23 protein-coding genes and 1 tRNA gene are annotated in these 24,453 nt (G+C 62.7%); 11 read left to right on the forward strand and 13 right to left on the reverse strand.

The features are described 5' to 3' along the window. Positions 1 to 91: 91 nt before the first annotated feature. Genes rpl12p through ACMGFL_RS00420 form a run of 3 tightly spaced genes read right to left on the reverse strand, consistent with a single transcriptional unit; the run spans position 92 to position 2,122 of the window. A complete protein-coding gene (gene rpl12p, locus ACMGFL_RS00410; protein WP_436933551.1) occupies positions 92 to 433 on the reverse strand; it encodes a 50S ribosomal protein P1 in 342 nt (113 codons plus the stop codon). A gap of 5 nt (positions 434 to 438) precedes the next feature. After that, entirely contained in the window at positions 439 to 1,482 is a 1,044-nt protein-coding gene (locus ACMGFL_RS00415) for a 50S ribosomal protein L10 (RefSeq protein WP_436933552.1), read from the reverse strand. Position 1,483: 1 nt separating this feature from the next. Further along, positions 1,484 to 2,122 carry a 50S ribosomal protein L1 gene (locus ACMGFL_RS00420; protein WP_436933553.1) on the reverse strand — a complete coding sequence of 213 codons (639 nt, stop codon included), beginning with the start codon at positions 2,120 to 2,122 and terminating at the stop codon, positions 1,484 to 1,486. Positions 2,123 to 2,356: 234 nt separating this feature from the next. Between ACMGFL_RS00420 and ACMGFL_RS00425 the strand changes: the two genes are divergently transcribed. Continuing rightward, positions 2,357 to 3,004, forward strand: a complete 648-nt coding sequence (locus ACMGFL_RS00425) for a DUF6517 family protein (protein WP_436933554.1) — start codon at positions 2,357 to 2,359, stop codon at positions 3,002 to 3,004. A gap of 5 nt (positions 3,005 to 3,009) precedes the next feature. On the opposite strand, the gene ACMGFL_RS00430 is transcribed toward ACMGFL_RS00425, so the two are convergent. Both ACMGFL_RS00430 and ACMGFL_RS00435 read right to left on the reverse strand, forming a co-directional pair. Continuing rightward, a complete protein-coding gene (locus ACMGFL_RS00430) occupies positions 3,010 to 4,131 on the reverse strand; it encodes a PAS domain-containing sensor histidine kinase (RefSeq protein ID WP_436933555.1) in 1,122 nt (373 codons plus the stop codon). Positions 4,132 to 4,456: 325 nt separating this feature from the next. Further along, positions 4,457 to 4,529: transfer RNA gene (locus ACMGFL_RS00435), tRNA-Arg, on the reverse strand. 123 nt (positions 4,530 to 4,652) lie between these two features. Between ACMGFL_RS00435 and ACMGFL_RS00440 the strand changes: the two genes are divergently transcribed. From ACMGFL_RS00440 to ACMGFL_RS00450, 3 genes are all read left to right on the forward strand, one after another. Further along, positions 4,653 to 5,264: a DUF7504 family protein gene (locus ACMGFL_RS00440; RefSeq protein ID WP_436933556.1), complete on the forward strand. Its 612-nt coding sequence runs from the start codon at positions 4,653 to 4,655 to the stop codon at positions 5,262 to 5,264. A gap of 68 nt (positions 5,265 to 5,332) precedes the next feature. Further along, positions 5,333 to 5,932 carry a DUF5789 family protein gene (locus ACMGFL_RS00445; protein ID WP_436933557.1) on the forward strand — a complete coding sequence of 200 codons (600 nt, stop codon included), beginning with the start codon at positions 5,333 to 5,335 and terminating at the stop codon, positions 5,930 to 5,932. A 119-nt stretch (positions 5,933 to 6,051) separates the two neighbouring features. After that, positions 6,052 to 6,909: a CheF family chemotaxis protein gene (locus ACMGFL_RS00450; protein WP_436933558.1), complete on the forward strand. Its 858-nt coding sequence runs from the start codon at positions 6,052 to 6,054 to the stop codon at positions 6,907 to 6,909. A gap of 18 nt (positions 6,910 to 6,927) precedes the next feature. Here the strand turns inward: ACMGFL_RS00450 and ACMGFL_RS00455 are convergent, their stop codons facing one another. From ACMGFL_RS00455 to ACMGFL_RS00470, 4 genes are all read right to left on the reverse strand, one after another. After that, a complete protein-coding gene (locus ACMGFL_RS00455) occupies positions 6,928 to 7,836 on the reverse strand; it encodes a CheF family chemotaxis protein (protein WP_436933559.1) in 909 nt (302 codons plus the stop codon). A 106-nt stretch (positions 7,837 to 7,942) separates the two neighbouring features. Next, positions 7,943 to 8,377: a DUF7112 family protein gene (locus tag ACMGFL_RS00460; RefSeq protein ID WP_436933560.1), complete on the reverse strand. Its 435-nt coding sequence runs from the start codon at positions 8,375 to 8,377 to the stop codon at positions 7,943 to 7,945. A gap of 1 nt (position 8,378) precedes the next feature. After that, positions 8,379 to 8,756, reverse strand: coding sequence for a 30S ribosomal protein S6e (locus tag ACMGFL_RS00465; RefSeq protein ID WP_436933561.1), 378 nt, complete (start codon positions 8,754 to 8,756; stop codon positions 8,379 to 8,381). A 55-nt stretch (positions 8,757 to 8,811) separates the two neighbouring features. Continuing rightward, positions 8,812 to 9,195, reverse strand: a complete 384-nt coding sequence (locus ACMGFL_RS00470; protein ID WP_436933562.1) for a DUF7522 family protein — start codon at positions 9,193 to 9,195, stop codon at positions 8,812 to 8,814. 117 nt (positions 9,196 to 9,312) lie between these two features. On the opposite strand from ACMGFL_RS00470, the gene gpmI reads away from it, so the two are divergent. Next, positions 9,313 to 10,869, forward strand: coding sequence for a 2,3-bisphosphoglycerate-independent phosphoglycerate mutase (gene gpmI, locus ACMGFL_RS00475; protein ID WP_436933563.1), 1,557 nt, complete (start codon positions 9,313 to 9,315; stop codon positions 10,867 to 10,869). Next, positions 10,862 to 11,713, forward strand: a complete 852-nt coding sequence (gene truA / locus ACMGFL_RS00480) for a tRNA pseudouridine(38-40) synthase TruA (protein ID WP_436933564.1) — start codon at positions 10,862 to 10,864, stop codon at positions 11,711 to 11,713. The genes gpmI and truA overlap by 8 nt, the downstream gene beginning before the upstream one ends. Before the next feature lie 211 nt (positions 11,714 to 11,924). On the opposite strand, the gene ileS is transcribed toward truA, so the two are convergent. Next, on the reverse strand, positions 11,925 to 15,218 hold the full coding sequence (gene ileS / locus ACMGFL_RS00485) for an isoleucine--tRNA ligase (protein WP_436933565.1): 3,294 nt from the start codon (positions 15,216 to 15,218) through the stop codon (positions 11,925 to 11,927). Positions 15,219 to 15,322: 104 nt separating this feature from the next. Between ileS and msrA the strand changes: the two genes are divergently transcribed. Next, positions 15,323 to 15,862 (forward strand): peptide-methionine (S)-S-oxide reductase MsrA, encoded by a 540-nt coding sequence (msrA, locus tag ACMGFL_RS00490; protein WP_436933566.1) that lies wholly within the window; start codon positions 15,323 to 15,325, stop codon positions 15,860 to 15,862. Positions 15,863 to 16,326: 464 nt separating this feature from the next. Continuing rightward, positions 16,327 to 18,042, forward strand: a complete 1,716-nt coding sequence (locus ACMGFL_RS00495; protein WP_436933567.1) for a carbohydrate-binding protein — start codon at positions 16,327 to 16,329, stop codon at positions 18,040 to 18,042. Between the two features lie 115 nt (positions 18,043 to 18,157). On the opposite strand, the gene ACMGFL_RS00500 is transcribed toward ACMGFL_RS00495, so the two are convergent. Continuing rightward, positions 18,158 to 18,442, reverse strand: coding sequence for a DUF7967 family protein (locus tag ACMGFL_RS00500; protein WP_436933568.1), 285 nt, complete (start codon positions 18,440 to 18,442; stop codon positions 18,158 to 18,160). Between the two features lie 135 nt (positions 18,443 to 18,577). Between ACMGFL_RS00500 and ACMGFL_RS00505 the strand changes: the two genes are divergently transcribed. The 3 genes from ACMGFL_RS00505 (at position 18,578) to ACMGFL_RS00515 (ending at position 22,639) form a co-directional block, all read left to right on the forward strand. Then, positions 18,578 to 20,389 carry a flippase-like domain-containing protein gene (locus tag ACMGFL_RS00505; protein WP_436933569.1) on the forward strand — a complete coding sequence of 604 codons (1,812 nt, stop codon included), beginning with the start codon at positions 18,578 to 18,580 and terminating at the stop codon, positions 20,387 to 20,389. 287 nt (positions 20,390 to 20,676) lie between these two features. Next, positions 20,677 to 21,639: a transcription initiation factor IIB gene (locus ACMGFL_RS00510; RefSeq protein WP_436933570.1), complete on the forward strand. Its 963-nt coding sequence runs from the start codon at positions 20,677 to 20,679 to the stop codon at positions 21,637 to 21,639. A gap of 100 nt (positions 21,640 to 21,739) precedes the next feature. Beyond that, positions 21,740 to 22,639: an aldo/keto reductase gene (locus ACMGFL_RS00515; RefSeq protein WP_436933571.1), complete on the forward strand. Its 900-nt coding sequence runs from the start codon at positions 21,740 to 21,742 to the stop codon at positions 22,637 to 22,639. Positions 22,640 to 22,675: 36 nt separating this feature from the next. Here the strand turns inward: ACMGFL_RS00515 and ACMGFL_RS00520 are convergent, their stop codons facing one another. Both ACMGFL_RS00520 and ACMGFL_RS00525 read right to left on the reverse strand, forming a co-directional pair. Further along, positions 22,676 to 23,659 carry an aldo/keto reductase gene (locus ACMGFL_RS00520; protein WP_436933572.1) on the reverse strand — a complete coding sequence of 328 codons (984 nt, stop codon included), beginning with the start codon at positions 23,657 to 23,659 and terminating at the stop codon, positions 22,676 to 22,678. 80 nt (positions 23,660 to 23,739) lie between these two features. Continuing rightward, a complete protein-coding gene (locus ACMGFL_RS00525; protein WP_436933573.1) occupies positions 23,740 to 24,420 on the reverse strand; it encodes an alpha/beta fold hydrolase in 681 nt (226 codons plus the stop codon). Positions 24,421 to 24,453 lie beyond the last annotated feature (33 nt).

Consider the following 24,453-nt stretch of genomic DNA (forward strand, 5'->3'; position numbering starts at 1 on the left):
AGTTGTGTGTAGCGCTGGCCCATCAGCCACGCGCTCCTACCAGTCGATAGCTGTCGCTTGTGGCCGCTGTGTCGAAAGAAGTGTTCGTGGATTAGCCGAACAGTTCGCCGAGCCCTTCGCCAGCGTCGCCTTCGTCCTCGTCGTCGTCCTCGTCGTCCGCTTCGGCTTCGGCTTCTTCTTCGGCTTCCTCGGCTTCCTCGTCGCCTTCGTCGGCGGATTCAGGTGCGCCACCCGAGCCACCGGTCGTGGCGGGCACGGCTGCGGCTTCTTCGACGGCCTCGTCGATGTCGACGTCTTCGAGTGCGGCGACGAGCGCCTTGACGCGGGACTGCTCCACGTCGACGCCTGCCGCTTCGAGGACGTCCGTCAGGTTGTCTTCGTTGATCTCTTCGCCCGATTCGTTCAGGATGAGTGCTGCGTATACGTATTCCATGGTTCTTAGAACATCTCCCCGAGTGCGTCGCCAGCGTCGCCACCGTCGTCGTCTTCGTCGTCCTCGTCAGCCTCGGCTTCGTCGCTCTCCGCTTCGTCGGCGTCTGCCTCGGGTTCGTCGGTGTCTTGGTCGTCAGTCTGTTCCTCAGCAGGTGCTTCCACGTCCTGCAGTTCCTCGGGAAGCGCCTCGGTGTCCTCGATCTGTGCGGCGAGCGCACGAACCTGTCCGTCTGCCTTGCTGATCAGATCCGGCATCACGTCGGGGTCCTCGATGCTCGCCTGGATGGCGAGACTCTTCGCCTCGCCGCTTGCCTTGCCCAGCAGTGCCGGGAGCGTACTCGCCGTCGGGAACTCCGCGTTCAGCGCGAGATTACGCGCTCGGCCCGCGGCCGCCGACACGTCCGCTCGGTACTGGTCGATGTCGATTTCCAGATCTGCGGGCTCGAAGAGCACACCCTCTGCGTACACGCCACGCAGGTCGAGTCCGACCTCCTTCGGCTCGATGCCGAGTTCGGTGAGGACGTTCGAGAGATCTGCGGAGACTTCCTCGCCCGCTTCCAGCACGGTCGAGTCCTCCATGACCTTGATCGAACCCTCGTCGATGCGAGCGTTTGCGCCCACGCTCTGGAGTTCGCCGACGAAGGGCCCGGGGTCGACGCCGGTGTCGCCCTCCGGGATCACGATGTCGTTCGGGGCGACCTCGCCCGCGTTGATCGGGGCGGAGGTCTTCGAGGCTTCGAGTTGCTGGTACAGCCCGAACGGGTTCTCGTTTGTGCCGATCAGGCCGACCTGTCCGCTGACGAACTGGACTAGCTCCTCTAGTCCGTCGTCGACTTCTTCGAGCGCCCGAACGAGCAGCGTGTTCCGCGACACGCGCAGTTCTGCGGTGCCGTGGAGGTCACGGCGCATGTCCTGCAGTTGCTGGCTCGGGATGCCCGTGATGTCGACGACGCCGACGCTGTCGTACGCGGACAGGAAGTCGGTGATCTCGTCGACTTCCTCGCGCTTCCACTCCGGAATCGTCTCGGTTTTGCGCTCCTGTGTACTCATCTCAGGCCACCTCCACTGACGGCCCCATCGTCGTCTTCACGTAGACGGAGTCGATGTTGAGCGGCCCCTTCTCCAAGTTCGCGTGCAGTCGACGGATGATCACGTCGATGTTGTCGGCAATTTCCTCGGCGGACATGTCCTCCGCGCCGACGCGCGTGTGGAACGTTCGCCGTTCGCCGCTTCGCAACTGCACGGAGTTTTTCAGCCGCTCGACCTGCTCGACGATGTCGTCGTCCGGGCTGACCGGTTCGGGCATCTTCCCGCGCGGTCCGAGCACGGTCCCCAGATAGCGCCCGATATCCTGCATCATGGACTCCTCTGCGAGGAAGAAGTCCGTCGCCTCGGCCAGGTCCTTCGCCCGGTCGTCGTCGTCGCCAAGGTCGGCCAGTTCGTCGCCGTCGAGGACGTCGTCTGCGACCTCCTCGGCGAGAACTGCGGTTTCACCCTCCGCGAACACGACAATACTCGTTTCCTGTCCAGTGCCTTCCGGCAGGACGATACTCTCATCTACTCGGTTCGATGGATCGTTGAGGTCAAGATCGCGCAGATTCACTGCGATGTCCACCGTCTCACGGAAATTCCGCTGTGGTGACTCATCAAGTGCGCGAGAGACTGCCTCCTCTATTTCCTGATCTGCCATTGTTCACCTCCGTAGTACGCCTCGGGCTCCTACGGGTCAGTGAAACAGGCGAATGCCTGCCTCGTCCGAAAGGATGCCGATGCGACACTTAAACCCGTCGAACGGCGGCAACGGGGACCGTCTCCCCGGTTTCCGGCGAATCCGATTGCTGATCTCCCGCCGTCGGTCGCCCTTTCCGGTTCTGTCGTCTCGTACCCCACAACGCATATACCCCGCTGACGCGTCCGTCCGATAATGAACAGACGTCAGTATCTCGCCGGAGCGGCGACGATTGGTGTCGCAAGTCTCGCTGGCTGTCTGGACGTCCTCCTGGGCGAGGACCTGGAGTTCGAGGCGAGTCCGGGACGCGTTCCCGACGCCACGCTGACGGAGACTGGCTACGAACACGTCCGGACCGACTCACGGACCATCGAACGGACGCTCGAGGCTGGCGGTGAATCACGCGATGTGACGGCGACGAACCAGCACGTCGAGTACGGCAAACAGGTCTCGGTCGGTGGGATGGATCTCGGGGACGCCCACCCTGCTCGGTTCATGGTTCTGACGACCCCGCAGGTGTCGGTGCTCGGCCAGTCGTTCAATCCGATCGCACATCTCTCGGCACGCCAGCTCATCGCGCTTCAGGACGGGTACAGTAACGTCGGAGACCTCGATAGCGGTTCGGACGCGCAGGTCACCATCGCTGGCGAGACGACGACCCGAAACACGTTTCAGACCTCCGCACAGATGGCTGGTCAGTCGTTCGACGTGCTGGTCCACGTGACTGATGCAGTTCCGCTGGACGGGGATCTGGTCGTGACAATCGGCGCTCATCCCGCGCAGTTGGCCGGTGAAGCCGACACCCTCCGGACGCTGGCCGAGGCCGTCGAGGCTGCGGAGTAACTGTCTCATCCCTCCGTCGCAAACTCGAACCGGGCACCTCCCTCGTCACTTTCCTGTATTCTCAGCCCCCAGTCGTGTGCATCGGCGATTTTTCGGACGATGTTCAGGCCGAATCCAGTTCCATCATCGTCGGTCGTGTAGCCCGCTTCGAGCACCTTCTGTCGCTCGGCCGCTGGGATCCCCGGACCGTCGTCTTCGACGTAGAACCCTGCCTGTTCGTCCATCGCGCCGACGCGAACTGTCACGTCCGACCCGCCGTGTTCGACTGCGTTTCTGAACAGGTTCTCCAGTCCCTCCTGAACGCGGGTGGGGTTTCCCTCGACGGTCGGGTTGTCTTCGACGACCAGTTCTGCATCCGCCGTCGAGACGGTTGCCCAACTCGCTCGTGCGAGTCTTGCCAGTTCGACTGGTTCGGTCGAGGCCACCTGCTCGTCCTGCCGAGTGAGTGCGAGCAGTTCCTCGATGAGGTCGCTCATCCGCTCGTGGGCCTCTGCGACCGCGGAGAGATGCTGACTCTCACACTCCTGTTGTGCCAGTTCGAGTCGGTTGATCGCGACCGTCAGCGGGTTCCGGAGGTCGTGTGAGACCGTATCGGCGAACTCCTGGAGGCGGTCGGTTTTGGCTTCGAGTTTGCGCTCGCGCTTTGTTCGCTCGCTGATGTCTCGGATAATTCCGACCGTGCCGGTAAACGTCTCCCCCGGCAGTAAGGTTGACCGCGTCTCCACTGGAATCGTCGTCCCATCCTTGCGCTGTGTCTCCATCTCGAAGGTGATCACGTCGGGACTGTCCTCGTCGACGAGATGTGCGAGGTTTTCCTTTGCGATCTTCACCTGCTCGTCGTCGAGAAACTCCATGATCGAACTCCCGACAAATTCCTCCCGGTCGTATCCGTATCTCTCTGACATGGCCTGGTTGACCCACGTGAACTGCCGATTCTCGTCGGTCATGTAGACAGCGTCGTCGACCGAATTGAGAAGTGTCCGATACCGTTCGAGTTCGCGGCGATGACTGTCTGTAACTTCGCGGAGTGATCCGATGCGGTTCCCGTCAGCATCGACCACGAACAGTTCGTCCCCACCGCTCTCATCGATGGCCTCACTATCAGCAGGCTCATCGATGTCCTCCATTATCGATCCTATTGGTAGCAAGTACCATAATACTGTGGACGGGGTCGCTCTCGAATTGCGTGGTGACACGTGCGGGTTTGCTGTTGTAAGCATCATCCTGACGGAGTCCTGCGCGAGCGACGCGAGCGCAGGGCAAGTCAGGACGTGACTAACTGAACGAAGTGAAGGAATGAACGTCCTGACGGAGATTTGAACTGGCCGAGACGGTTGTACTCGCTCACTTCGTTCGCTGCGTGCACTGCGACTCGTCTGCTCAAATCACCGTGTCGGACGCTCACGCAGCACGTACCGCTCGCTCCGCTCGCGGTGTTGTGCTGCAGAGAAGCGTCCTGACGGAGATTTGAACTCCGGTCCCTGGCTCCGCAAGCCAAGAGGATAGTCCACTACCCTATCAGGACTCATCTCCCCGTAGCGCGCACCCGCTGATAGGGGTTACGGTTCGACGCGGGGGGACCTCATGTCGATGATCTGGACAGATACAATCAGCATTCTTATACGGGATCATCACGTATGTCCACGAAATGGCTGGGCAGGCCGAGGGTGAGACAGCGCAGGCGCTTATGGAGCGTTCCGATGTCTCGAACGTGTTGTTGCTCGCACCCTCTCTCGGAGGGCAGGGTACTGACGTCTGTCTGGATCTGCTGACGGAGACGCCGCCGGAGCGGACGAACGTCCTCTCGGTTACGTTTACGGACACCCCACAGGAGTGGGTCGATCGCTGGACGGCCCGTACAGGCACGCCGGTTCGCGGCGGAATCGTCGCAGTCGGACAGGTCGATGCGTCCGTCGACGGCGAGTCCTGGGCTGTCAAGACTGTCGAGAACCCCTCTGACCTAACCGGAATCGGCATCGAACTGAGCGAACTGCTCTCGGGGATGGCAAAGGCGGGCGACGAGGACGAACACATCGTCTTTTGTTTCGACGGCGTCACCTCGCTGTTGCAGTATGCCGATCTCCAGCGCGCGTTCAGATTTTTACACGTCGTCACCGGTCGCGTCAAGACAGTCGGCGGCATCGGCCACTACCACCTCGATCCGGAGGCCCACGACACGCAGACGCTGGCGACGCTCAAGGGCCTGTTCGACGCGGTCATCGAGGTGGAGGACGACGGCACCTGGACGATCACGCAGTGACCACGCCGGTACGGCCGCGAACGTCGTTCGACCACAGTGTTATCCTTCTGGACAATCTAGTAACACTAATGGCAGACGACAAACGCGGCAGGGACAAGCAAGCCCACGACGAAGACAGGCGTCAGCGCGAGCGAGAACTGCTGATGGAAATGGAGCGGGCCGACGAGACCGAGCCACCGGTCGAAGTGGCGGAACTCGATGCCTTCGAGACGAAACTCGACGCAGTGACGTTTCCGGCGACGGGTGAGGAGATCGTAACGGCAGTCGGTGACTACGAACTCGATTCGGATGACGGGACACACCGTGTCGAGGCGCTCATCCCGGCGACGGATTCGGAGGCGTTCGACTCGCCTGCTGCCGTTCGGGTGCGCATCCAGCGCCCGACAGTGGCGGCGGCGATGAAACGTGTCGTTGAGGCAAGCGACCAACTCCCGCGTGCAACGTTTGGAACCTCACAGCGTGAGGCCTACGAGAAGACGTTCCGCGCGCTCAAGGCTATCGACGCTGATGACGACGACGAGGGGATCGCAGTTGTCGCTGACTGGATCGTCGAGCAGATTCAGAACACGGAGACACTCCCTGGGTCTCGGGCAGTTCGACGGAGGGCAGCGAAGTTCTGTCGGTCGAATGACTTTCAGATCCGAGACGACGAGTGGCTGGGTATATAACGCCGCCATCGCCGGGTCCATTCGACCCTCTCGCGGCCCGTGACAACGTCACGACATTCGGGGCACTGCGGCCAAACCGTTAATACCGATAGGTCACGAACCTACGACAACCGACAGCGATGAGCGAGGGTGAGACCAAACTCGCAGACCAGCGTGGGAAGTTCACGCAGGTGGTCAAGGGCGGCCGGAAAGTCCCGGAGATCGAGTGGATAGCTGGCCGCATCCTGCTGTCGACGAAGCGACTCATTCTCGCGAGTAACGAGGGAAAGCGGACGATCCAACTGGGCAAGATCGGCAATATCAAGAGTCGACAGAATGCCCCCCAGCCGAACGTCTCCAGCTACCTCTCGATACAGGTCGGCAACGACGTGACGCTCGTCTCGCCACAGAATCACGATGACTTCGAGCAGCGACTGTACGACGCGGTGCTTGACCAGTCGGTCGTGCTCGTCAAACACCCGGCCGTCGAGGGTGGCGTCGTGCAGGGAACCGACTGGGAGAAAGGCCGAATTACCGTCGACGAGAACGAAGTCGCGCTGGCGTTGACGAGCGGCCAGTTCGTCGAGATTGACATCGATGACGTCGGCACGCTCGAACAGAAAGACGGCGAAGTCAGAGGTGACATGCGGTTGATTACGGAGGTCGGCCACACTGTCGAAGGAACTGCCGTCCAGACACACGTCACGGGGCCGCGACAGACCGTGAGCGTGCTCGCCTCGTTACTTCGCAAGGGCGAACAGCAGAACGCCGCCGATGTCGATCTCACCGACGAGCAAAACGAGGTGTTGATGGCGCTGTACTCCGGCGTGTCACCCTTCCAGATCCCGAAATTCGTGGGCATGGACGTCGAGCGCGTCGAGCGGATCTACGACGACCTCATCGAGGCCGGGGTGCTCGAAAAGAAGCGAACGCGGCGCGAGGTCGAACTGAAGGCCCGCGGCCGCCATATCGCCAGTGAGGCCACCGCCGACGAGTAGTCCACGCGCGGTTGGCGATTACGTGTTCACGTCGTCGAGGTGGGTACTCACGACGACCTGTCCCTTCGGGGTGAGTTTCGTGCCGTCGGGCGTGTCGACGACGAGTTCGTCCGCCTCCAGGTCGTTGAGCATCATCGTCAGTTTGGCGGGTTCCTTGTTCACGATCTGTGCAAGCGAGATGCCCTCGCTCCCGGCCCCGGAGTACAGCGCGACGAGGATCTCCTTTTCGTCCTTCGAGAGGTCGAGTTCCCCGATTTCGGCCATCAGGTCCGAGTATTCGAGGCGTAGATAGCGCCCCAGAATCGACATCTTTCGCGAGGAGTCCATCGCGGCGAGTGTCAGCTTCGAGGTTCCTGCGGGGGCGTGCCGAACCGCGAGCACGGGCCGTTTCGTCCCACGGATCTCCCGGGTAGCGCGGCTGAATTCGGTCACTGTCGAGAGTGATATCTCGACCGAGCGGTCGGGCGTATTGAACAGCACGCGCTGTGGCTTCAAGACGAGACGGGCCGGGGTGAACGTCTCGTTCGTCACGCGCCCGCCGACGCGCGCGGGATGTTTGGTCGTCATCCCCACCCCGTTGAGTAATGCCCTGAAGAGGACGTTCGAGAACTTCCCGATCGTGTCGTCGTCTGCCTCGACGACCGCGACGAACTGCCGGTCCCCTCGCTCGAAGCCTACCGTCACCGTCGAGTCGAAAAAGCCGCTCAGTTCCTCGGGAATGTGCCCGACGGCAACGTCGACGATCGACGACAGCGGGATCGTCAGCTTGTCGTTGTCGTTGACCGCAAGCACCAGTCGCTTCTCACTCAACAGCACCCGCCCCTTGATCGGATCGGCGCGATTGAGTCTGTCGGAGTTGAATTTGGCGACGAAGTCCGCGATGACGGATTCCGACATCTGCTCGACTAGCTCTACCTGAGGCTCCATATTGAGCGTTTCGTGCGAATATCACGAGCAAAAACAGCCATTCTCCTCGAATCCGGGCCGACGTGCGTGCGATCGTGTGGTGGAGACTCGCCCCCACTTTGGGGTCCTACTCCCGCTCGGTCAGGTTCTGTGCGATCGAATCGAGTGACTGGTCTGGTTCGGACGGCGGCGAGTAGACGACGCGAGTGCCGGGCGCTCGCAGGCCGTAGGCGTACCCCTCGGTGAGCACGTCGAGACAGAGCGGGTCACCGGCCCCGAACCCCGCCGAGTCGAGCCACGCCCCCAGTTGGTCCGTGCCGTCGCTGGTTCGAGCGAGCCGTCGGGTCTCGAACGCCCCGCGAACCGCGGGCTCCCCGTCGAGTGTCCGCTCGACCTGTGCGAACAGGTTCGTCCCGTCGACGGCGAGACAGATCCGGTCATCGGGGCGACAGGAAATGGACTCGGGAAGCGGGACCTGCAGTCGACTCGTTCGGCCCACCGCCGAGAGGTGAACGCGTTCGGTCGACACCGCGTCGTGGTCGGACGGAATGCGGTCGGACACGTTATTCGAGCAGTTCCGCAACCTCGCCGTCGCCGCGTTCGCTGATTCGGGCGTTGATCTGTCGCGTCGCGTTGCTGACCTCGCGGCCGCGGACGGTCACGCGCTTTCGCTCCCCGTCCTTGGTCGGGTTGTAGCCCGTCCCGCCTTCGAGCAGGACCGCTTCGAGGTTCGGGCCGCGGATGTCGTCGCGCATCGGTCTGCCAGCATCGTCGGAGCCGCCGGTCAGTTCGAGCGTGTAGCCCGAGAGGCCGACTGCGCCGCCGTCGACGGTTTCGCCGATCTCTCTGCCGATGAACCGGTTCGCGTCCTGGTCCGATACCTCGACCTGATAGGTCGTGCCGTCTTCCGGATCCGCGACGGCGATCGTGAATTCAGCCATACCTGTACTCACTCGATCCCACGTCAAAAGCCCGTCGAACCGTTCCGAGCGGCTGTCAGGCGTTCTCTTCGAGTAGCTTCGACAGCGCCGTTGCGATCTCCTCGTAGCTTTGCATCGAGAGACCGTCTGTGGTTATGAGCACGCCGTTTCGGTCGGCCGCCACCCGAAGCAGGTAGCCGTTGTCGAACGCGCGGACGGTGAACTGGTGTTCGCCGAGTTCGGACTGCTGGTAGGCGTTTTCGGTCTCGCGGTACGCCCGCCACTCGTGGCCGACGAAGGTGTTGAGGTCGGCGTCCTGCTCCAGGTCGTCGCGGAGATACAACTGGTCGAAGTCAGTGCGCGTGAAGTACGTCACCGAACGCAGGCTGTCCCCCGTCGCCGTGCGTGCAGTGGTGACGATGTTTTCGGCAAGTTCCTCGGAGAGCAGTTGCGTGTCCATATCGAACCGACGTGACGGTGACACATAATACCGCCGCCTGCCGACGACCGGCTCTCGAAGTGAGGCCGCTCCGGGCCGGTTCGAAAGTGTTCTGAGCGGCGCGTGTGATGTCACAGTATGCACGCTGGACTCGTCATTCTCGATGGCTGGGGATTGGGCGACCCGGAGACACGGGACGCGGTCGCCGCCGCGTCGACGCCGAACTTCGATCGGCTCTGGTCGACTGGCGCGACCGGCACGCTCGAAACGCACGGCCGCCGGGTCGGCCTCCCAGTCGGACAGATGGGCAACAGCGAAGTCGGGCACCTCAACATCGGTGCCGGTCGAGTACTCACACAGGAATCGGCTCGAATCTCAGATGCTATCGCACGCTGGCGCGGTGAGGAACCCGTCGGAAACTCCGACGACCCGCCGCTCGACGAGAACGACGCCATCGCGTCGGCCTTCGAGTACGCGAGCGACCACGACGGCCGCGTCCACCTGCTCGGACTGGTCAGCGATGGCGGTGTTCACTCCTACCAGAATCACCTGCACGCGCTCGTCGAACTCGCCGCCGACCGCGGCGTCGACGCCGTGACTCACGCCTTCACCGACGGCCGTGACACCTCACCGACCGGCGGGAAAGAGTACCTGCGGGAACTGGAAGCTCACGCCACAGAGCAGGGAACGGGCGAGGTTGCGACCGTCTCCGGACGATACTACGCCATGGACCGGGACCAGAACTGGGAGCGAACCCGCCGCGCGTACGACGCAATCGTCAATCGGCAGGCCGAGCACACCGCCCCCTCCGCCGTGGCCGCCGCCGAGCAGTCCTACGACCGAGACACGACCGACGAGTTCGTCGAACCGACGCTCGTCGAAGACCGGCCTGCGCTCGACGATGGCGACGCGGCCATCTTCGTCAACTTTCGATCAGACCGCGCCCGGCAGTTGACGCGGATGCTCGCCGACATCGACCCTGTCTGGTCGTTCGAGACTGCCCCGCCCGCAATCTGTCTGGTCACGATGACCGAGTACGACAAGACCTTCGACCTGCCGGTCGCGTTTCCGCCCAACCAGCCCGAACAGACACTTGGCGAGGTGCTCGCGAATGCGGGCCTCACGCAGTTGCGCATCGCGGAGACCGAGAAGTACGCCCACGTCACCTACTTCCTCAACGGCGGCCGCGAAGTCGAGTTCGAGGGCGAACTGCGCGAAATCGTCCCCAGTCCGGACGTCCCCACCTACGACGAACGGCCGGAGATGAGCGCGCGCGAGTTGACCGACACCGCTATCGACATCATCGAAACCGACGACCCGGACGTGGTCGTGCTCAACTACGCCAACCCCGACATGGTGGGTCACACGGGCGACTTCGACGCGGCAGTCGCGGCCGTCGAGGCCGTCGACGAGCAACTCGGCCGCCTCGTCGACACGATGCACGCCGCCGGTGCGAACGTGCTGGTCACGGCCGACCACGGCAACGCCGACGACATGGGTACCGAGGCGGAACCGTACACCGCACACACGACCAATCCAGTCCCGGTCATCTACACCTCGCCGGACGGGACGCCCGCTGGACAGCGGATCCGCGCGGGCGGAACGCTCGCGGATATCGCCCCGACGCTGCTCGACCTACTCGCAATCGAGAAGCCAGCGGCGATGACCGGCGAGTCGCTGCTCGAAGATGGCTGAGGACTCCGCCGACCGCGCGACGAGTGTGCGCGCCTACCGGATCGCATACGACGGCCGCCCATTCCATGGCTTCCAGCGCCAGCCAGACGTCGAAACCGTCGAGGGTGTGCTTCTCGACGCCCTGTCGGATCTCGGCGTCGTCGAGTCAGGGACGCCGCGGGGGTATGCGGCCGCCGGTCGAACCGACGCTGGCGTCTCCGCGGTCGCACAGACGGTCGCGTTCGCGGCACCCGACTGGCTCGACCCCGCTGCGTTTTCCTCGGAATTGCCTGCGGAGGTGCGCGTCTGGACCAGCGCCGACGTTCCTGCGGACTTCCATGCCACTCACGATGCGACCGAACGGGAGTACACCTACCATCTCTACGCGCCCGACGGGAGCATTTCACGCGCCCGGACTGCACTCGACGAACTCTCGGGCGAGCACGACTTTCACAACCTGACGCCCGACGAGGAGGGTACTGTCCGGACGCTCTCGACCGCCGTCCGCAGAGACGGCGACTTTCTGATCGTCTCCCTCCGCGCTGGTGGATTCGCCCGCCAACTAGTTCGTCGGCTGGTCTCGGTCGTCGCGGCCGTCGCGCGCGGCGAGACCGAACTCGCCCGAATCGAGCGTGTGCTCGGCGCTGATTCGCTCTCGGGGCCGGAGGGCGTTGCACCCGCTCCAGCGTATCCGCTCGTGCTCACCGACGTTGTCTATCCCGATGTCTCCTTCGAGACTGACGACTCGCTCGCGCGAACGCGTGCAATCTTCGAGGAAACACACGTCCGCGAGCGAACCGAGGCGCGGATGACGGAAACGCTCGCTGGGGCGTTCGATGCTGGAACTGGTGACCGCTCCTCGTGAGTGATTGTGCTACTGCGCGGTCGCCTCGACAACTTCTTCGATCGCGATCTCCATCTCGACTCCTTCCACGTCCCGGACACCACTTTTTACTCACTCGGGTACTCGCGCTCGCGGCTCGGACACCTCGCCGCTCGCGTCGGCACCCTCGCTCGCAAAAACGTGGGGAAAAACCATCTGCCGACTCGCATGTTCGTGCTCGTCGGCAGCGAGTTCAGGCAGCCGCTTCCGGAACCCGCTCGATCGCGATCTCCATCTCGACTCCTTCCACATCCCATTCCTTGCGGTAGCCGTCCTCGACGGCCCCGAACTCGGCGGCGCGCACTTCCTCGGCGACCAGATCCTCGTGGCGCTCGATGAGGGCGGAGACACGCTCGTCGTTCAGCCCCACATCGACGCGGATCTGGGCTTCCAGGTCTAGTTCGAGGTCCTTGCGCATCTCCTGAATCCGGCGGATCACTTCGCGGGCGTAGCCCTCACTTTCCAGATCCTCGGTGAGCGTGGTGTCGACGTAGACGACACCGGAACTGTCGAGCGCCTCGAACTCCGTGCCGGAGACGCTTTCTGGCGTCTCGGTGACGAACTCGACCATCTCGGGGTCGAGGTCGACGTCGAGACCAGTCTCGTCTTCGACGGCGGCTTCGAGTGTGTCCAGATCCGGCGACTCGATGCGTGCTCCGTTGAGTGCTTGCATGATGGCTCCGGCGTCGTCTCCGAAGGCGGGGCCGAGCTTGCTCATATCGGCCTGTGCGGAGTAGCGGAGTTCGCCCCAGCCACCCTCATCGGGGCCGACGATTTCGACCGTCCGGGCGTTGAGTCGGTCGGCGATCAGGTTCGCGCGGCGCTCGACGGCGGCAGCGACGCGGTCGTCGGGCACGTCGACGATGACTTCGCTCACTGGCCAGCGCAGTTTGCGCTCTGCCTGCTGGCGGGCGTTCGAGCCAGCCTCCTCGACTGCACGCACGACTTCGATGTCGGTTTCGAGTTCGGGGTCGCGGAACTGGTCGGCGAGGTCGGGCCAGTCACACATGTGAACGGTGTCGTGACCAGTTTCGCCGGTCAAGGCGCCGTAGAGTTCCTCGGCGGTGAAGGGCGCGAAGGGTGCGACCATGGCGAGCACGTCCTCGATGACGCGGTACACCGTGGCGTAGGCGGCCTGCTTCGAGGCAGAATCAGATTCCTCCCACATGCGCTCGCGGACGACCTGCACGTAAAAGCGCGAGACGTCCTCGACGACAAAGTCGAGCAGGGCGTCGACGGCCTTGTCGTTCTCGAAGTCGTCCATGTGCTCTGTCACCGTTGCGACGGTCGTCGCGAGCCGGGAGAGCACCCACTCGTCGGCCAGTTCCAGATCCGCCTCGACGTCGGCGAGGGTCACCTCGTCGGGGTCGAAGTCGTCGGTGTCCATGTACGGCAGCGGGAAGCGGACGACGTTCCAGAGGATGTTGAGTCGGCGCTGCATCTTCTCGGTGGTCTCCCACGAGAACTGCATGTCCTCACCGCGGGGGTTGACCGAGAGCAAGAATAGGCGCATCGGGTCGGCGCCGTATTCGTCGGTGACCTCGTGTGGGTCGATGCGGATGTCCTTGGATTTGCTCATCGCGCGCCCGTCGGGCATCAGCGCGTGCCCGTGCATCAGCAGTTCCCGATAGGGAATCTGGTTGACCGTCACCGTACCCATCCCGAGCTGTGACCAGAACCAGCCCCGCGTCTGGTCGTGGGCTTCGATGACCAGATCAGCGGGCCAGAGTTCGTCGTGAGCCGCTGTCTGTTCGGGGAAGTTCAGCGACCCCCAGGAGGCAACGGAGGAGTCGAGCCACACGTCGAACACGTCCGGGACGCGCTCGTAGACGCGGCCGTCTTCGGTGATCGTCAACTCGTCGACGGTCCCCTTGTGGAGGTCGATCTCGTCGGGATCGATGTTCTGGTCGACTCGCTCGGCCAGTTCCTCGCGGTCACCGATGACGATCGCCTCGTCCATGTCGCCGCTCCACTCGACTGGTTCTTGCGGGCTCTGCCCGCTCGCGCCGTCCGAGGCGCTTTGCGCCTCGCTCTCATCATCGGTCGCCTCGCTCGGCAGCCAGATCGGGATCGGCGTCCCCCAGTAGCGCTGCCGGGAGACGTTCCAGTCGGGGGCCTCGGAGACGAACTCCCGGAAGCGGTTGTCCCGCGCCCATTCGGGATGCCACTCGCTGTCCTCGATGTTCGCGAGCAGGTCGTCTTTCACCTCCGTGACGTTGATGAACCACTGGTCGGTGACGATCTGGATGATTCCAGTGTCACACCGCCAGCAGTGGCCGTAGCTGTGCTGGGTCTCGTCGGCGTGGAGCATCTGCCCCGCTCGTTCGAGGTCAGCGATGAGTTGCTCGTCCGCGTCCTTGACGAACTGCCCTGCGTAGTCGCCCGCCTGCTCGGTGAACACGCCGTCGCCTCCGACCGGGCAGAAGATGTCCAGCCCGAGTTCGCGGCCGCGCTCGAAGTCCTCCTCACCGTGGCCCGGCGCGGAGTGAACCAGTCCCGTGCGGTCGAGTTCGACGTACTCCGCGGTGTAGACCTGCCCTGCGCCCTCGAAGTCGGGATGGTCGGGCACGTGGTCGGCCAGCGGATGGTCGTACGCCCAGCCGACGAGTTCCTTGCCGGATCGTTCCTCGACGACCTCGTAGTCGTCGTAGCCTGCCGTCTCGACGACGTCCTCGACACACTCGGCCGCAAGCCAGAGCAGTTCCGTCTCCCCGTCGCGCTCGACTCGAACGGCCTGATAGGTTGCGTCGCCATCGACGGCGACGAAGGTGTTCGCGGGAATCGTCCACGGCGTCGTCGTCCAGATGACCAGCGCGCCCTCGCGATCTGCAAGATCGAATTTTACGTAAATGGAGGGGTCGTGGACGTCCTCGTACTCGACTTCGTTTTTCGCGATGGCCGTCTCACACCGGGGACACTGGGTGATCGAGCGCTTGCCCTGCTCGACGAGGCCGCGCTCGTGGGCCTGCTCGAAGCCCCACCACGCGGCCTCCATGTACTCGGGGTCGATCGTCCGGTAGGGGACGTCCCAGTCCATCCAGACGCCGAAGGACTTGAAGTCCTCGGTGAGTTGTTCGAGGCTGTTCTGTGCGAAGTCCCGGCACTCCTCAACGAAGGCGTCGACGCCGTACTCCTCGATGTCTTTCTTGTTCTCGAAGCCGAGTTCTTCCTCGACTTTCGTCTCGATGGGCAGGCCGTGCATGTCGTAGCCCGGCCGGTCGGTCACGTCGTAGCCCTGCATTCGCTTGTAGCGGATGTAACAGTCCTTGAGGCTCTTGTTCAGGGCGTGTCCCATGTGGGCCGACCCGGAGGTGTACGGCGGCCCGTCGAGGAAGTAGTATGGTTCACCGTCGGCACGGTGTGCTTTGGTCTGATCGTAGGCGTCGACCGCGTCCCAGTACTCGAACACGCGGCTCTCGACCTCCTGTGGGTCGTACTGGTCGCTCACCTCGGCGAACCGGTCACGACCCTCGGCGTCATCGCTCATACAGGATCGATCCGCCGCCGGGATTAAAGGGGAATCGGTTAGCCGACGGGTTCGCGAAGGCAACAAGCGGGAGCGTTATCCGCCGCGAGACCCTACAGTGTCCTATGCGCGAACTCGAAACAGCGACAGTCGCGGGCGGGTGTTTCTGGTGTGTCGAGGCGGCCTTCGAGCGCGTCCGCGGCGTCGAGAGCGTCGTCTCCGGCTACTGCGGCGGCAACACCGAGGATCCAAGTTATCGGGAAGTTTGCAACGGAACCACGGGCCACGCCGAGGCTGTCCAGATCACCTACGACCCGGACGAAGTGAGCTACGAGGACCTGCTCGAAGTCTTCTTCGAGATCCACGACCCGACGACCGAAGACCGTCAGGGGCCGGACGTAGGGTCACAGTATCGCTCCGCCGTCTTCTATCACGACGAGCGCCAGCGCGAGGCTGTCGAGTCCTACATCGACCACCTCGAATCGACCGGCGCGTACGCGGGCATCGTCACTGAAATCGCACCACTCGAACAGTTCTACCGGGCCGAGGAGAAACATCAAGATTACTTCGAGAAGAATCCGAACCAGCCGTACTGTCAGATGCAGATCCCGCCGAAACTGGAGAAACTCGAACAGAAACACCGCGACAAGCTGGCCGAGCGCTGACCGGGTCCGTCGGTCTCGGCACCGTCCCCGTAACGTTATTATTTTCAATAATCTCGCCGTGGAGAATATATTTATCACGAGGGTTCGATAAACTGAGTGTCGCGAAATTCGACAGTGGGGGTTGATCTATGGACGAAGACAACATCACACCGACGAGAAGAACAGTTCTGAAATCATCTGCGGCAGCCGCGGCCGCGGCCACCGGTATTGCTGGTTTCAGTGGTACGGGTGTCGCCAAGTCCCATGCAATATATGCGCCGTACTTCCCTGAATATGAGACTGAAGCACTCGATGTCGCAAAAGAGCGCGACCGAATCTATTTCGGTCCTGTTGGGGACGCCACGGATGACGATGAAGTGAATCCAGGAATGCTTGTGGGTTGCTGGGATTCAGATAAGGGGGCAGGTAAACCGGAGTATTGCGATCAGAAACCACTCGAGGAATACACCGACACAGTTCAGGAGTTGCAGGACAGCGGCGTCGAAGTCGGCATCATGATGGGTGGAGCGAACGGACGGCTTCTCGAATACGATGCCGATGGACCCGAGGAGATCAAGGCTGGATACGAGAAGGTTCTCGATACCCTCGGTGTCTCGCTTATTGATGTCGACGACGAGGTGGCAAACCACGGACCTCGCCCCGATGGAATCAATCAGGACCGGGTCGAAGCGCTCAAGATGCTCAAAGAGGAGCGCTCTGATCTGACTGTCGGATACACTGTTTCATCGTTGACTAGCGGATGGGTGGAGTCTGGACACAGCCACGGAAAACGGTGGGTGCGAGAGGCAGCAGAAGCCGGGCTGGAGGTCGATTACGTTCAGCTGATGATTATGTATATGAGCGGCCCGCCGAATAAGCAAAACGCCAAATCTGCAGTCGAAGGGACCGCATCTGATCTCACCCAGTACTATCCCGACAAGTCCATGGAGGAGATCTATGGCATGATCGGCTTGACGCCACGCATCGAGCGGCCTTCTGAAAACCCCGATAACGCACAGGAACTCCTTTATACGGGTCCAGAGGGCGTGACCGAGCTAGTCGAGGAGAAGGGACTCTACGGCCTTGCGCCCTGGCAACTCGGACTTGACGATAAATATGATTATCCTGTTACCGACGTGGCCAGCCGGTTGGACGATAACAGCGATAACGACGACCCCGAACCGGATCCGATGCCACCGGAAGCGAGCCTAATGGCGGATCCGATGAATCCGAACCCGGGACAGCCATTCACGTTGGACGCAAGCGGCTCCAGTGACCCTGACGGCGAAATCGTCACATACGAATTCTCGTTCAACGGTCGGACCGTGGAGAAGAATGAGCCAGTATGGGAACAAGGTGGCGGCCCGGGAACGTACAACCCGAGCGTGACCGTTACCGACGACGACGGGAACATGGACACCGCGTCGATCGAACTCACTATCGGTAGCGGTGGCGACGGCGGTGACGAGGACGCAACATCCGGGTCGCTGATGTTCAGCGACCAGGAGCTTGGTGAGGATGGCGCAGTCACCGTGTCCGACGTGACCACTGACGGCGACGCGACGGTCGTCGTGACCTACGCCGACGGCGACATGAACCCCGTCGCAGGTGTCGCATCGGCCGACAACGCCGATGGCACAGATGTCTCCGTGATGATTCAGGACACCGGCGGCTTCCCCGGCCAGCACACCGCATGGGTGTTCGCCGACAGCGCGGTCGAGGGCGTCGCAATCGGTGACGACGCGACACCGGTCGCCGGTGACGCGCTCGATTCAGCCAGTGCCATGGTCTCGGAAGAAGATGACGGTGGCGACGATGGCGGCGATGACGGCGGCGACGATGGCGGAGACGGGGACCTGCCCACGTGGGACCAGGCCACGTTCTACGAGAAAGGCGACATGGTCATGTACAACGGCAGCGCGTGGAAAGCGACGCTCCCGTCACTCAACGCCGAACCGTCCAGTAGCTCAGCCTACTGGGAGGCAGCTGAGGGTGGAGACGGTGGAGACGACGGTGGAAATGACGGCGGTGACGATGGTGGAGACGACGGTGGAGACAGTGACGCGCCCGAATGGGAAGCGTCGACCTTGTACGAGGTTGGCGACAAGGTCTCGTACAACGGTGAGGTCTATGTCGCAGACATCGCATCGCTCAACGCCGAGCCGTCCGAGAACAGCGCCTACTGGTCGCTCGCTAACTAACTACGCCTGAGACGGTTCGCTTTTTTCGCGTGTATCGGCCGCATTCTTCGATACCTACACGGGGCTGATCGAACGTGAGGACGACTAGTCGCTTCTCGCCTCAGCGCACTTGGTCTCAGATAACGTCGTCGGGGTCGTGCTGATTCTGCATCCGCTTCGCTTCGGTAGCGTACTGCGTGATCCTGTCCGAGTCTTCGACCGTCCCGAGATTGTCCGGGTCGGCCATGAGTGCCGCAGTCGTGTCACGGGTGTCGGTAAACGAGGTGAGCGCTCGCTCTTTCCGGAAATACCGTTTCCCGTCAGGGGTGGCATAGGTGAGAATGATCAGGTTCTGTTCGTCGTCCGAGTAGGTTCGCTCGACCAGCCAGACCTCGACACCATCCTCGGATGTACTGCCCATGCCGGTGCTACGGTGCGCCTGCGTTTCAAACCCGGGGCGATCTCCTGCTCTGTGGGTCTCTGGGGCTTGTCCACCGTGTGTCCGGTTCGTCGGTCTCCAGAAGGTTCATACACCGCGGTAGCCCACACACAACAAATGACGGCCGTCGAGGTGAGCGTCGTCCTCCCTGCGTACAACGAGGAGGCCCAACTCCGAGAGACGGTCGAGATAACCCTCGATCACCTCGGGGCGTTTCTCCCTGCTGGAACCTTCGAGGTGCTCATCGCTGAGGACGGCTGCACGGACCGGACCCCGGAGATTGCCGACGAACTCGTTGCGGAGTACGACGCAGTCAGGCACGTTCATTCCAGTGAGCGGCGCGGCCGGGGCGGCGCGCTCGAATACGCGTTCAGGCAGGCCGAGGGGGAGACACTCGCGTATCTCGACACCGACCTGGCGACCGACATGCGCCATCTGGAGACGCTCATCGAGAGCGTCCGCTCGGAGGGGTACGACGTCGCGACCGGGTCCCGACGACTCGAAGAAAGCGACGCCGACCGCCCCGCAAAGCGCGGGGTTCCGAGTCGGGGATACAACGGTCTGGTCCGCCTGCTCTTGCGGTCGACCGTTCGGGACCACCAGTGCGGGTTCAAGGCCTTCGACCGGGCGGTACTCTTTGACCTGCTCGATTCCGTCGAGGACGACCACTGGTTCTGGGACACGGAACTGCTCGTTCGCGCACAGCGGTCCGGCTACCGCGTCCGGGAGTTTCCCGTCGAGTGGACGCCACAGGAGGACTCGAAGGTCGACCTCGTCAGGGACGTGTTCGGGATGGGCAGTCAGATCGTTCGGACGTGGTGGCAACTCTCTGTCAGCCCCCGGATCACGCGGCCGGTCGCGCTCGGCGCGGGAACTGCGCTCGTGTTGCTCGCGCTGCTTTTGATGACGCTGTATCTCGATCCTTCGGAGGTGTTCTCGCGGATTGGCGACGCGGACCCGGCGTTGCTCGTGGTCGCTGGCGCGGTGTATCTCTGTTCGTGGCCGCTCCGGGGGACGCGATACCGTGATATCCTCGCGACGATCGGGTATCGCGAGCGCTGGACGTTTCTGACCGGCGCGGTCTTCATCAGTCAGACTGGCAATCTCGTCTTTCCGGCACGCGCTGGCGATGCCGTCCGGGCGTACATCATCAAGGCCCGGCGGTCGATCCCCTACCCCTCGGGCTTTGCCTCGCTCGCCGTCGAGCGGGTGTACGACCTGCTGACGATCACCGTCCTCGCCGGAACGGTACTCGTCGCACTCGCAGCGACCGGGTCCGCTGGTGACCTGCAGGCCGCCGTACTTGGCGAACCGGTCGACGGCGACCAGTCGGCGAGCGGACAGACGGCGCTTTTGGTCGCTGGCGCGGTCGGACTGGCGGTGTTGTTCGCAGTAGCGCTCATCGTCTGGACGGCCCGGTCGGAACGAAACTACGTTCGATGGCTCGTCGACCGCCTGAGTTCGGACCGGTACGCCGACACCGTCGCCACCGTCGTCGAGCAGTTCGCCGGCGATATCCAGACGGTCGCAGTGAACCGCCGGGCATTCGTCGTGATCGGCGCGACCAGCCTCGTCATCTGGAGCATCGACGTGCTCGTCGCCGTCATCGTCGCGCTGGCCTTCGGCGTCGACATCGGCCTTGCACTGTTAGTCGGTGCCTCCTTTTTCGCCGTCAGCGTCGGCAACCTCGCGAAGGTACTCCCGCTGTCGCCCGGCGGTATCGGTCTCTACGAGGGCGCGTTCACCCTGTTGATGGTCGCGCTCACCCCGATTGGAACCGTACTCGCGCTGTCTATCGCTATCGTCGATCATGCCATCAAAAACGTCGTCACGCTCGTCGGCGGCGGCGTCTCGATGGCCCTACTCAACGTCTCGCTCACCTCTGCCGTCGAGGAGAACCCGACGGAGGAGGCCCACCCACAGGACTGATGAGCGCTGAGGCCATCCAGTCGATCTTTCGCGGCCACGTCGCCCCTCCGAAGCGCTCGTTCCCTCGTGGTAGGGGGCTGGAGACCCCGATTTTGGCGCGTCTCGCGCTCAGTACCCTATTTAAGTGGATAATCTACATGGTTGAAGATGCGGATTTCGCGGCGTATGACGGGTGTCGTGCGAGGGATTACACAATCTTTAAGTGAGTTTCGAACCGATCTATTGTTACCACTAATCGCCGGGGTTTTTACAGGGTCAGCCTGCCCGGAGTGTGTCGCTTCCCTACAATGACTGATTCACACACCCGCACACGACAACAGGAAACAGAACAGACCGAAGAGGAGTCAGAGAGTCTCGTCTGCCCGGAGTGTTCCGGCTCGCTCGTCGTCGACGACGAACACGGCGAGACGATCTGTCAGGACTGCGGGCTGGTCGTCGAGGAGGATTCCGTCGACCGCGGCCCGGAGTGGCGTGCCTTCGACTCCAAGGAGAAAGACGAGAAGTCCCGCGTCGGTGCACCGACCACCAACATGATGCACGACAAGGGCCTGTCGACCAACATCGACTGGCGGGACAAGGACGCCTACGGCAACGCGCTGGGTGCCAAACAGCGCAAGAAGATGCAGCGCCTGCGAAAGTGGAACGAGCGGTTCCGCACGCGTGACTCCAAGGAGCGCAACCTCAAGCAGGCACTCGGCGAAATCGACCGGATGGCCTCCGCGCTCGGCCTGCCCGAGAACGTCCGCGAGACTGCCAGTGTCATCTACCGGCGCGCACTCGACGAGAATCTCCTGCCCGGCCGCTCCATCGAGGGCGTCTCGACGGCCTCCGTCTACGCGGCCGCTCGACAGGCGGGCGTTCCCCGCTCGCTTGACGAGATTACCGAGGTTTCCCGCGTCGAGAAAAGCGAAATCGCTCGCACGTACCGCTACGTCGTCCGCGAACTCGGCCTCGAAGTCAAGCCCGCCGACCCCGAGAGCTACGTCCCGCGGTTTGCCTCCTCGCTCGGCCTCTCCGAGGAAGCCGAACGCCGGGCGCGACAACTGCTCCAGAACGCCAAGGAACAGGGCGTCCACTCCGGGAAGTCCCCCGTCGGACTCGCCGCTGCGGCTGTCTACGCTGCGGCGCTTCTGACGAACGAAAAGACCACGCAGGCGGCGGTCAGCGAAGTCGCCGACATCTCCGAAGTCACCATCCGAAACCGCTATCACGAACTGCTCGAAGCCGAGCAGGACATCCCGGTCGCGTAAGCGACACGGGCAGTTTTCGGTTCACGTCCGATGTCTCTCAGTTTTCGCTGACCGATAGGTGTGGCTGGCGTTTATGACTCCGTCGCTCCAAGCGTGAGCTATGGAAACACGTCCGCTCGGCGAGACTGGTCACGAATCGAGCGTTCTGACGTTCGGCGCAATCGCCTTGAACTTCCTCGAACAGGACGATGCGACGCGGATGGTCGAGGACGTACTGGACGCTGGCGTCAACCACTTCGACGTGGCACCCACCTACGGCGACGCGGAACTGAAACTCGCACCCGCGCTCGACGACCACCGCGAGGAGGTGTTTCTGGGCTGTAAAACCCAGGAGCGAACCTACTACGGCGCCTGGGGAGAACTCCACCGCTCGCTGGAACGGCTGGGCGTCGACACGATCGACCTCTATCAGTTTCACGCTGTCACGCGCTACGACGAACTCGACGCGATCACCGGCGAGTACACCCCCGAGATGGCACAGGCGGAAGATCCCGGTGCCTTGCAGGCGCTGCTCGACGCGAAGGCGGCAGGGCTGATCGACCACATCGGTCTGACCAGTCACGGCGACCCGAGTCTGATCCGGGAGGCGATCCGTCGGATCGACGAACTCGAGACGGTGATGTTCCCGTTCAACCGGGTGCTTGCCGGGAAGGAAGGGCCGGAGTACGACTACGGCTCTGTGCTGGATCTGGCTCACGAGAAAGGGCTGGGTACGCTGTGCATCAAGGGCTTTGCGAAAGGTCCCTGGGACGAGGATATCCCGGAAGACGAGCGGCCCTACGACACCTGGTACGAACCGTACGACACGAAGTCGGAGATTGTCGACTCGCTGCGCTTTGCACTCTCTCATGGGATGACATCGATCCCCAACGCTGGGGACCCGCAACTCGTCCCGAAGATACTCGCGGCCGCACAGGAGTACGAGCCACTGAGTGCGGACGAGCGAGAACGACTCCGTGAGCAGGCAAGCGACCAGGACTCGCCGGTGCCAGCGCCCTGACCGACAACGTGTGTCCCCTCGTTCTGGGGTGCAGATTCACTCGTGCCCGACGATCGGAACTGGCTCGTATGGCTCCTCGATGTAGTTCATGTCCGACTCCGACAGTGAGATGTCCACTGCCTCGACGGCCGCTTCGAGGTGGTCAATACTCGACGCGCCGATGATCGGTGCTGTCACGGAGTCGTTGTTGAGGTGCCACGCGATAGTGAGTTGGGCCATCGTCACGTCGTACTCGTCGGCGAGTTCCTCGATCCGCCGGTTTATCTCTCTCCCGCCGCCGTCGCGGTAGTGCCCGTGTCGCTCGTCGCGTGTCTCCGACTCTTCTTTGCCCCGCGTCGTCGCGCCGAACTCCTCGTGGGGCCGGGTCAGGTACCCCCGTGCGAGCGGACTCCACGGGATGACGCCGATCCCTTCGCGGTCACAGAGCGGTAGCATCTCGCGTTCTTCCTCCCGGTACACGGGGTTGTAGTGGTTCTGCATCGTGGCGAACCGCTCCAGATTGTGTCGGCCGCTTTCGTGAAGCGCATCGCTGAACTGGTAGGCGTACATCGAGGATGCACCGATATATCTGACCTGCTCTCGCCGGACGGCATCGTCGAGCGTCCGAAGGGTCTCCTCGATCGGGGTGTCGTAGTCCCAGCGATGGATCTGGTAGAGATCGAGCGTGTCCACGCCGAGGCGGTCCAGCGAGTTCGACAGTTCCTGCTCGATGGCCTTCCGTGAGAGTCCCTGTGCGTTTGGGTTGTCGTCGTCCATCGACCCGTAGACTTTGCTCGCGAGGACGAGTTCGTCGCGGTCGTACTCGGAGATGACCTCGCCGATCACCTCTTCGCTGTCGCCATCGCGATAGACGTTTGCCGTGTCGATGAAGGTGATCCCCAGATCGATGGCCCGTTCGAGAATTTCCTTGCTCGTATCCTCGCCCGCTCGCCAGCCCTCGGCCTCCCAGCCGAGGTTCATCGTCCCGAGACAGAGTTGACTCACGCTCACTCCGGTCGAACCGAGCGTCGTGTACTCCATGCTCGATGTACTCTCGGCTCGGGCATAATGGCGTCGGCGGGTCAGAAGTACTGAACTGACTGCTGATCTGAGTGTTCCTCTCAATCCGGCAACTCTACGACCACTTCGTCTATCGCCTTGTCACGACCCTCCGCTGCGAACAGTTGATGGCCGCCGTCGTACAGTCGGATCTGGTCGGTGTCGACCGCCGACCCGACCGCAGTGAGACTCACGATTGTCTCCCGTAGCGATACGAACACCACCGCATCGGTGCTGATCGCGGGCCGAGTCTGTTGCGCGCGATAGATCTCCGTGATATAGGCTGGCGAGAGCCGTTTCGGGAGCTGCTCCCACTCCGCGTCAGAGAGGTACGTTCCGATTTCGTCGCGGCGTATCTTGATCGGGAGAATCTGTGCTCTGACCGGGAGTCGTGGGATAATCCACCGTTCCCAGCCGGAGACTTTCGACTCGTGGATCCCCCACCAGGGGGAGAGATACACGCGCTTGGCAGTCGACTCCAGAAACGCCGTGACGAGTCCCCCGAGGCTGTGACCCACCACGCCCGCCGGGTCCTGTTCGTCGTGTATCACCTGGACTGGGCGGCGGTACTCCCGCTCAAAATCGGTGATATCTGTGGGCAACTGGATGGCGTGGACCCGATAGCCAGCGTCGGTCAGTCGGTCGGTGCACCAGCCCACCGATGCGCCGTCCAGTCGGTTTCCGAACCCCAGCACGAACAACAGCGTCGGACTCCCCGACTCGTTGAACGTTCGACTGTCCATATCGGGGAAATTGCCGACGAACAGCAAAATACT

It is taken from the genome of Halovenus marina (assembly GCF_051414115.1).
Lineage (GTDB): Archaea > Halobacteriota > Halobacteria > Halobacteriales > Haloarculaceae > Halovenus > Halovenus marina.

Coding starts and splice junctions, on each gene's coding strand:
- ACMGFL_RS00455 (WP_436933559.1), bottom strand. CDS start 7,836: ATGGAGCCTCAGGTAGAGCTAGTCGAGCAGATGTCGGAATCCGTCATC.
- ACMGFL_RS00510 (WP_436933570.1), top strand. CDS start 20,677: ATGACTGATTCACACACCCGCACACGACAACAGGAAACAGAACAGACC.
- gpmI (WP_436933563.1), top strand. CDS start 9,313: ATGCACGCTGGACTCGTCATTCTCGATGGCTGGGGATTGGGCGACCCG.
- truA (WP_436933564.1), top strand. CDS start 10,862: ATGGCTGAGGACTCCGCCGACCGCGCGACGAGTGTGCGCGCCTACCGG.
- msrA (WP_436933566.1), top strand. CDS start 15,323: ATGCGCGAACTCGAAACAGCGACAGTCGCGGGCGGGTGTTTCTGGTGT.
- ACMGFL_RS00465 (WP_436933561.1), bottom strand. CDS start 8,756: ATGGCTGAATTCACGATCGCCGTCGCGGATCCGGAAGACGGCACGACC.
- ACMGFL_RS00430 (WP_436933555.1), bottom strand. CDS start 4,131: ATGGAGGACATCGATGAGCCTGCTGATAGTGAGGCCATCGATGAGAGC.
- rpl12p (WP_436933551.1), bottom strand. CDS start 433: ATGGAATACGTATACGCAGCACTCATCCTGAACGAATCGGGCGAAGAG.
- ACMGFL_RS00425 (WP_436933554.1), top strand. CDS start 2,357: ATGAACAGACGTCAGTATCTCGCCGGAGCGGCGACGATTGGTGTCGCA.
- ACMGFL_RS00440 (WP_436933556.1), top strand. CDS start 4,653: ATGGCTGGGCAGGCCGAGGGTGAGACAGCGCAGGCGCTTATGGAGCGT.
- ACMGFL_RS00420 (WP_436933553.1), bottom strand. CDS start 2,122: ATGGCAGATCAGGAAATAGAGGAGGCAGTCTCTCGCGCACTTGATGAG.
- ileS (WP_436933565.1), bottom strand. CDS start 15,218: ATGAGCGATGACGCCGAGGGTCGTGACCGGTTCGCCGAGGTGAGCGAC.
- ACMGFL_RS00445 (WP_436933557.1), top strand. CDS start 5,333: ATGGCAGACGACAAACGCGGCAGGGACAAGCAAGCCCACGACGAAGAC.
- ACMGFL_RS00520 (WP_436933572.1), bottom strand. CDS start 23,659: ATGGAGTACACGACGCTCGGTTCGACCGGAGTGAGCGTGAGTCAACTC.
- ACMGFL_RS00415 (WP_436933552.1), bottom strand. CDS start 1,482: ATGAGTACACAGGAGCGCAAAACCGAGACGATTCCGGAGTGGAAGCGC.
- ACMGFL_RS00515 (WP_436933571.1), top strand. CDS start 21,740: ATGGAAACACGTCCGCTCGGCGAGACTGGTCACGAATCGAGCGTTCTG.
- ACMGFL_RS00525 (WP_436933573.1), bottom strand. CDS start 24,420: ATGGACAGTCGAACGTTCAACGAGTCGGGGAGTCCGACGCTGTTGTTC.
- ACMGFL_RS00505 (WP_436933569.1), top strand. CDS start 18,578: ATGACGGCCGTCGAGGTGAGCGTCGTCCTCCCTGCGTACAACGAGGAG.
- ACMGFL_RS00470 (WP_436933562.1), bottom strand. CDS start 9,195: ATGGACACGCAACTGCTCTCCGAGGAACTTGCCGAAAACATCGTCACC.
- ACMGFL_RS00450 (WP_436933558.1), top strand. CDS start 6,052: ATGAGCGAGGGTGAGACCAAACTCGCAGACCAGCGTGGGAAGTTCACG.
- ACMGFL_RS00500 (WP_436933568.1), bottom strand. CDS start 18,442: ATGGGCAGTACATCCGAGGATGGTGTCGAGGTCTGGCTGGTCGAGCGA.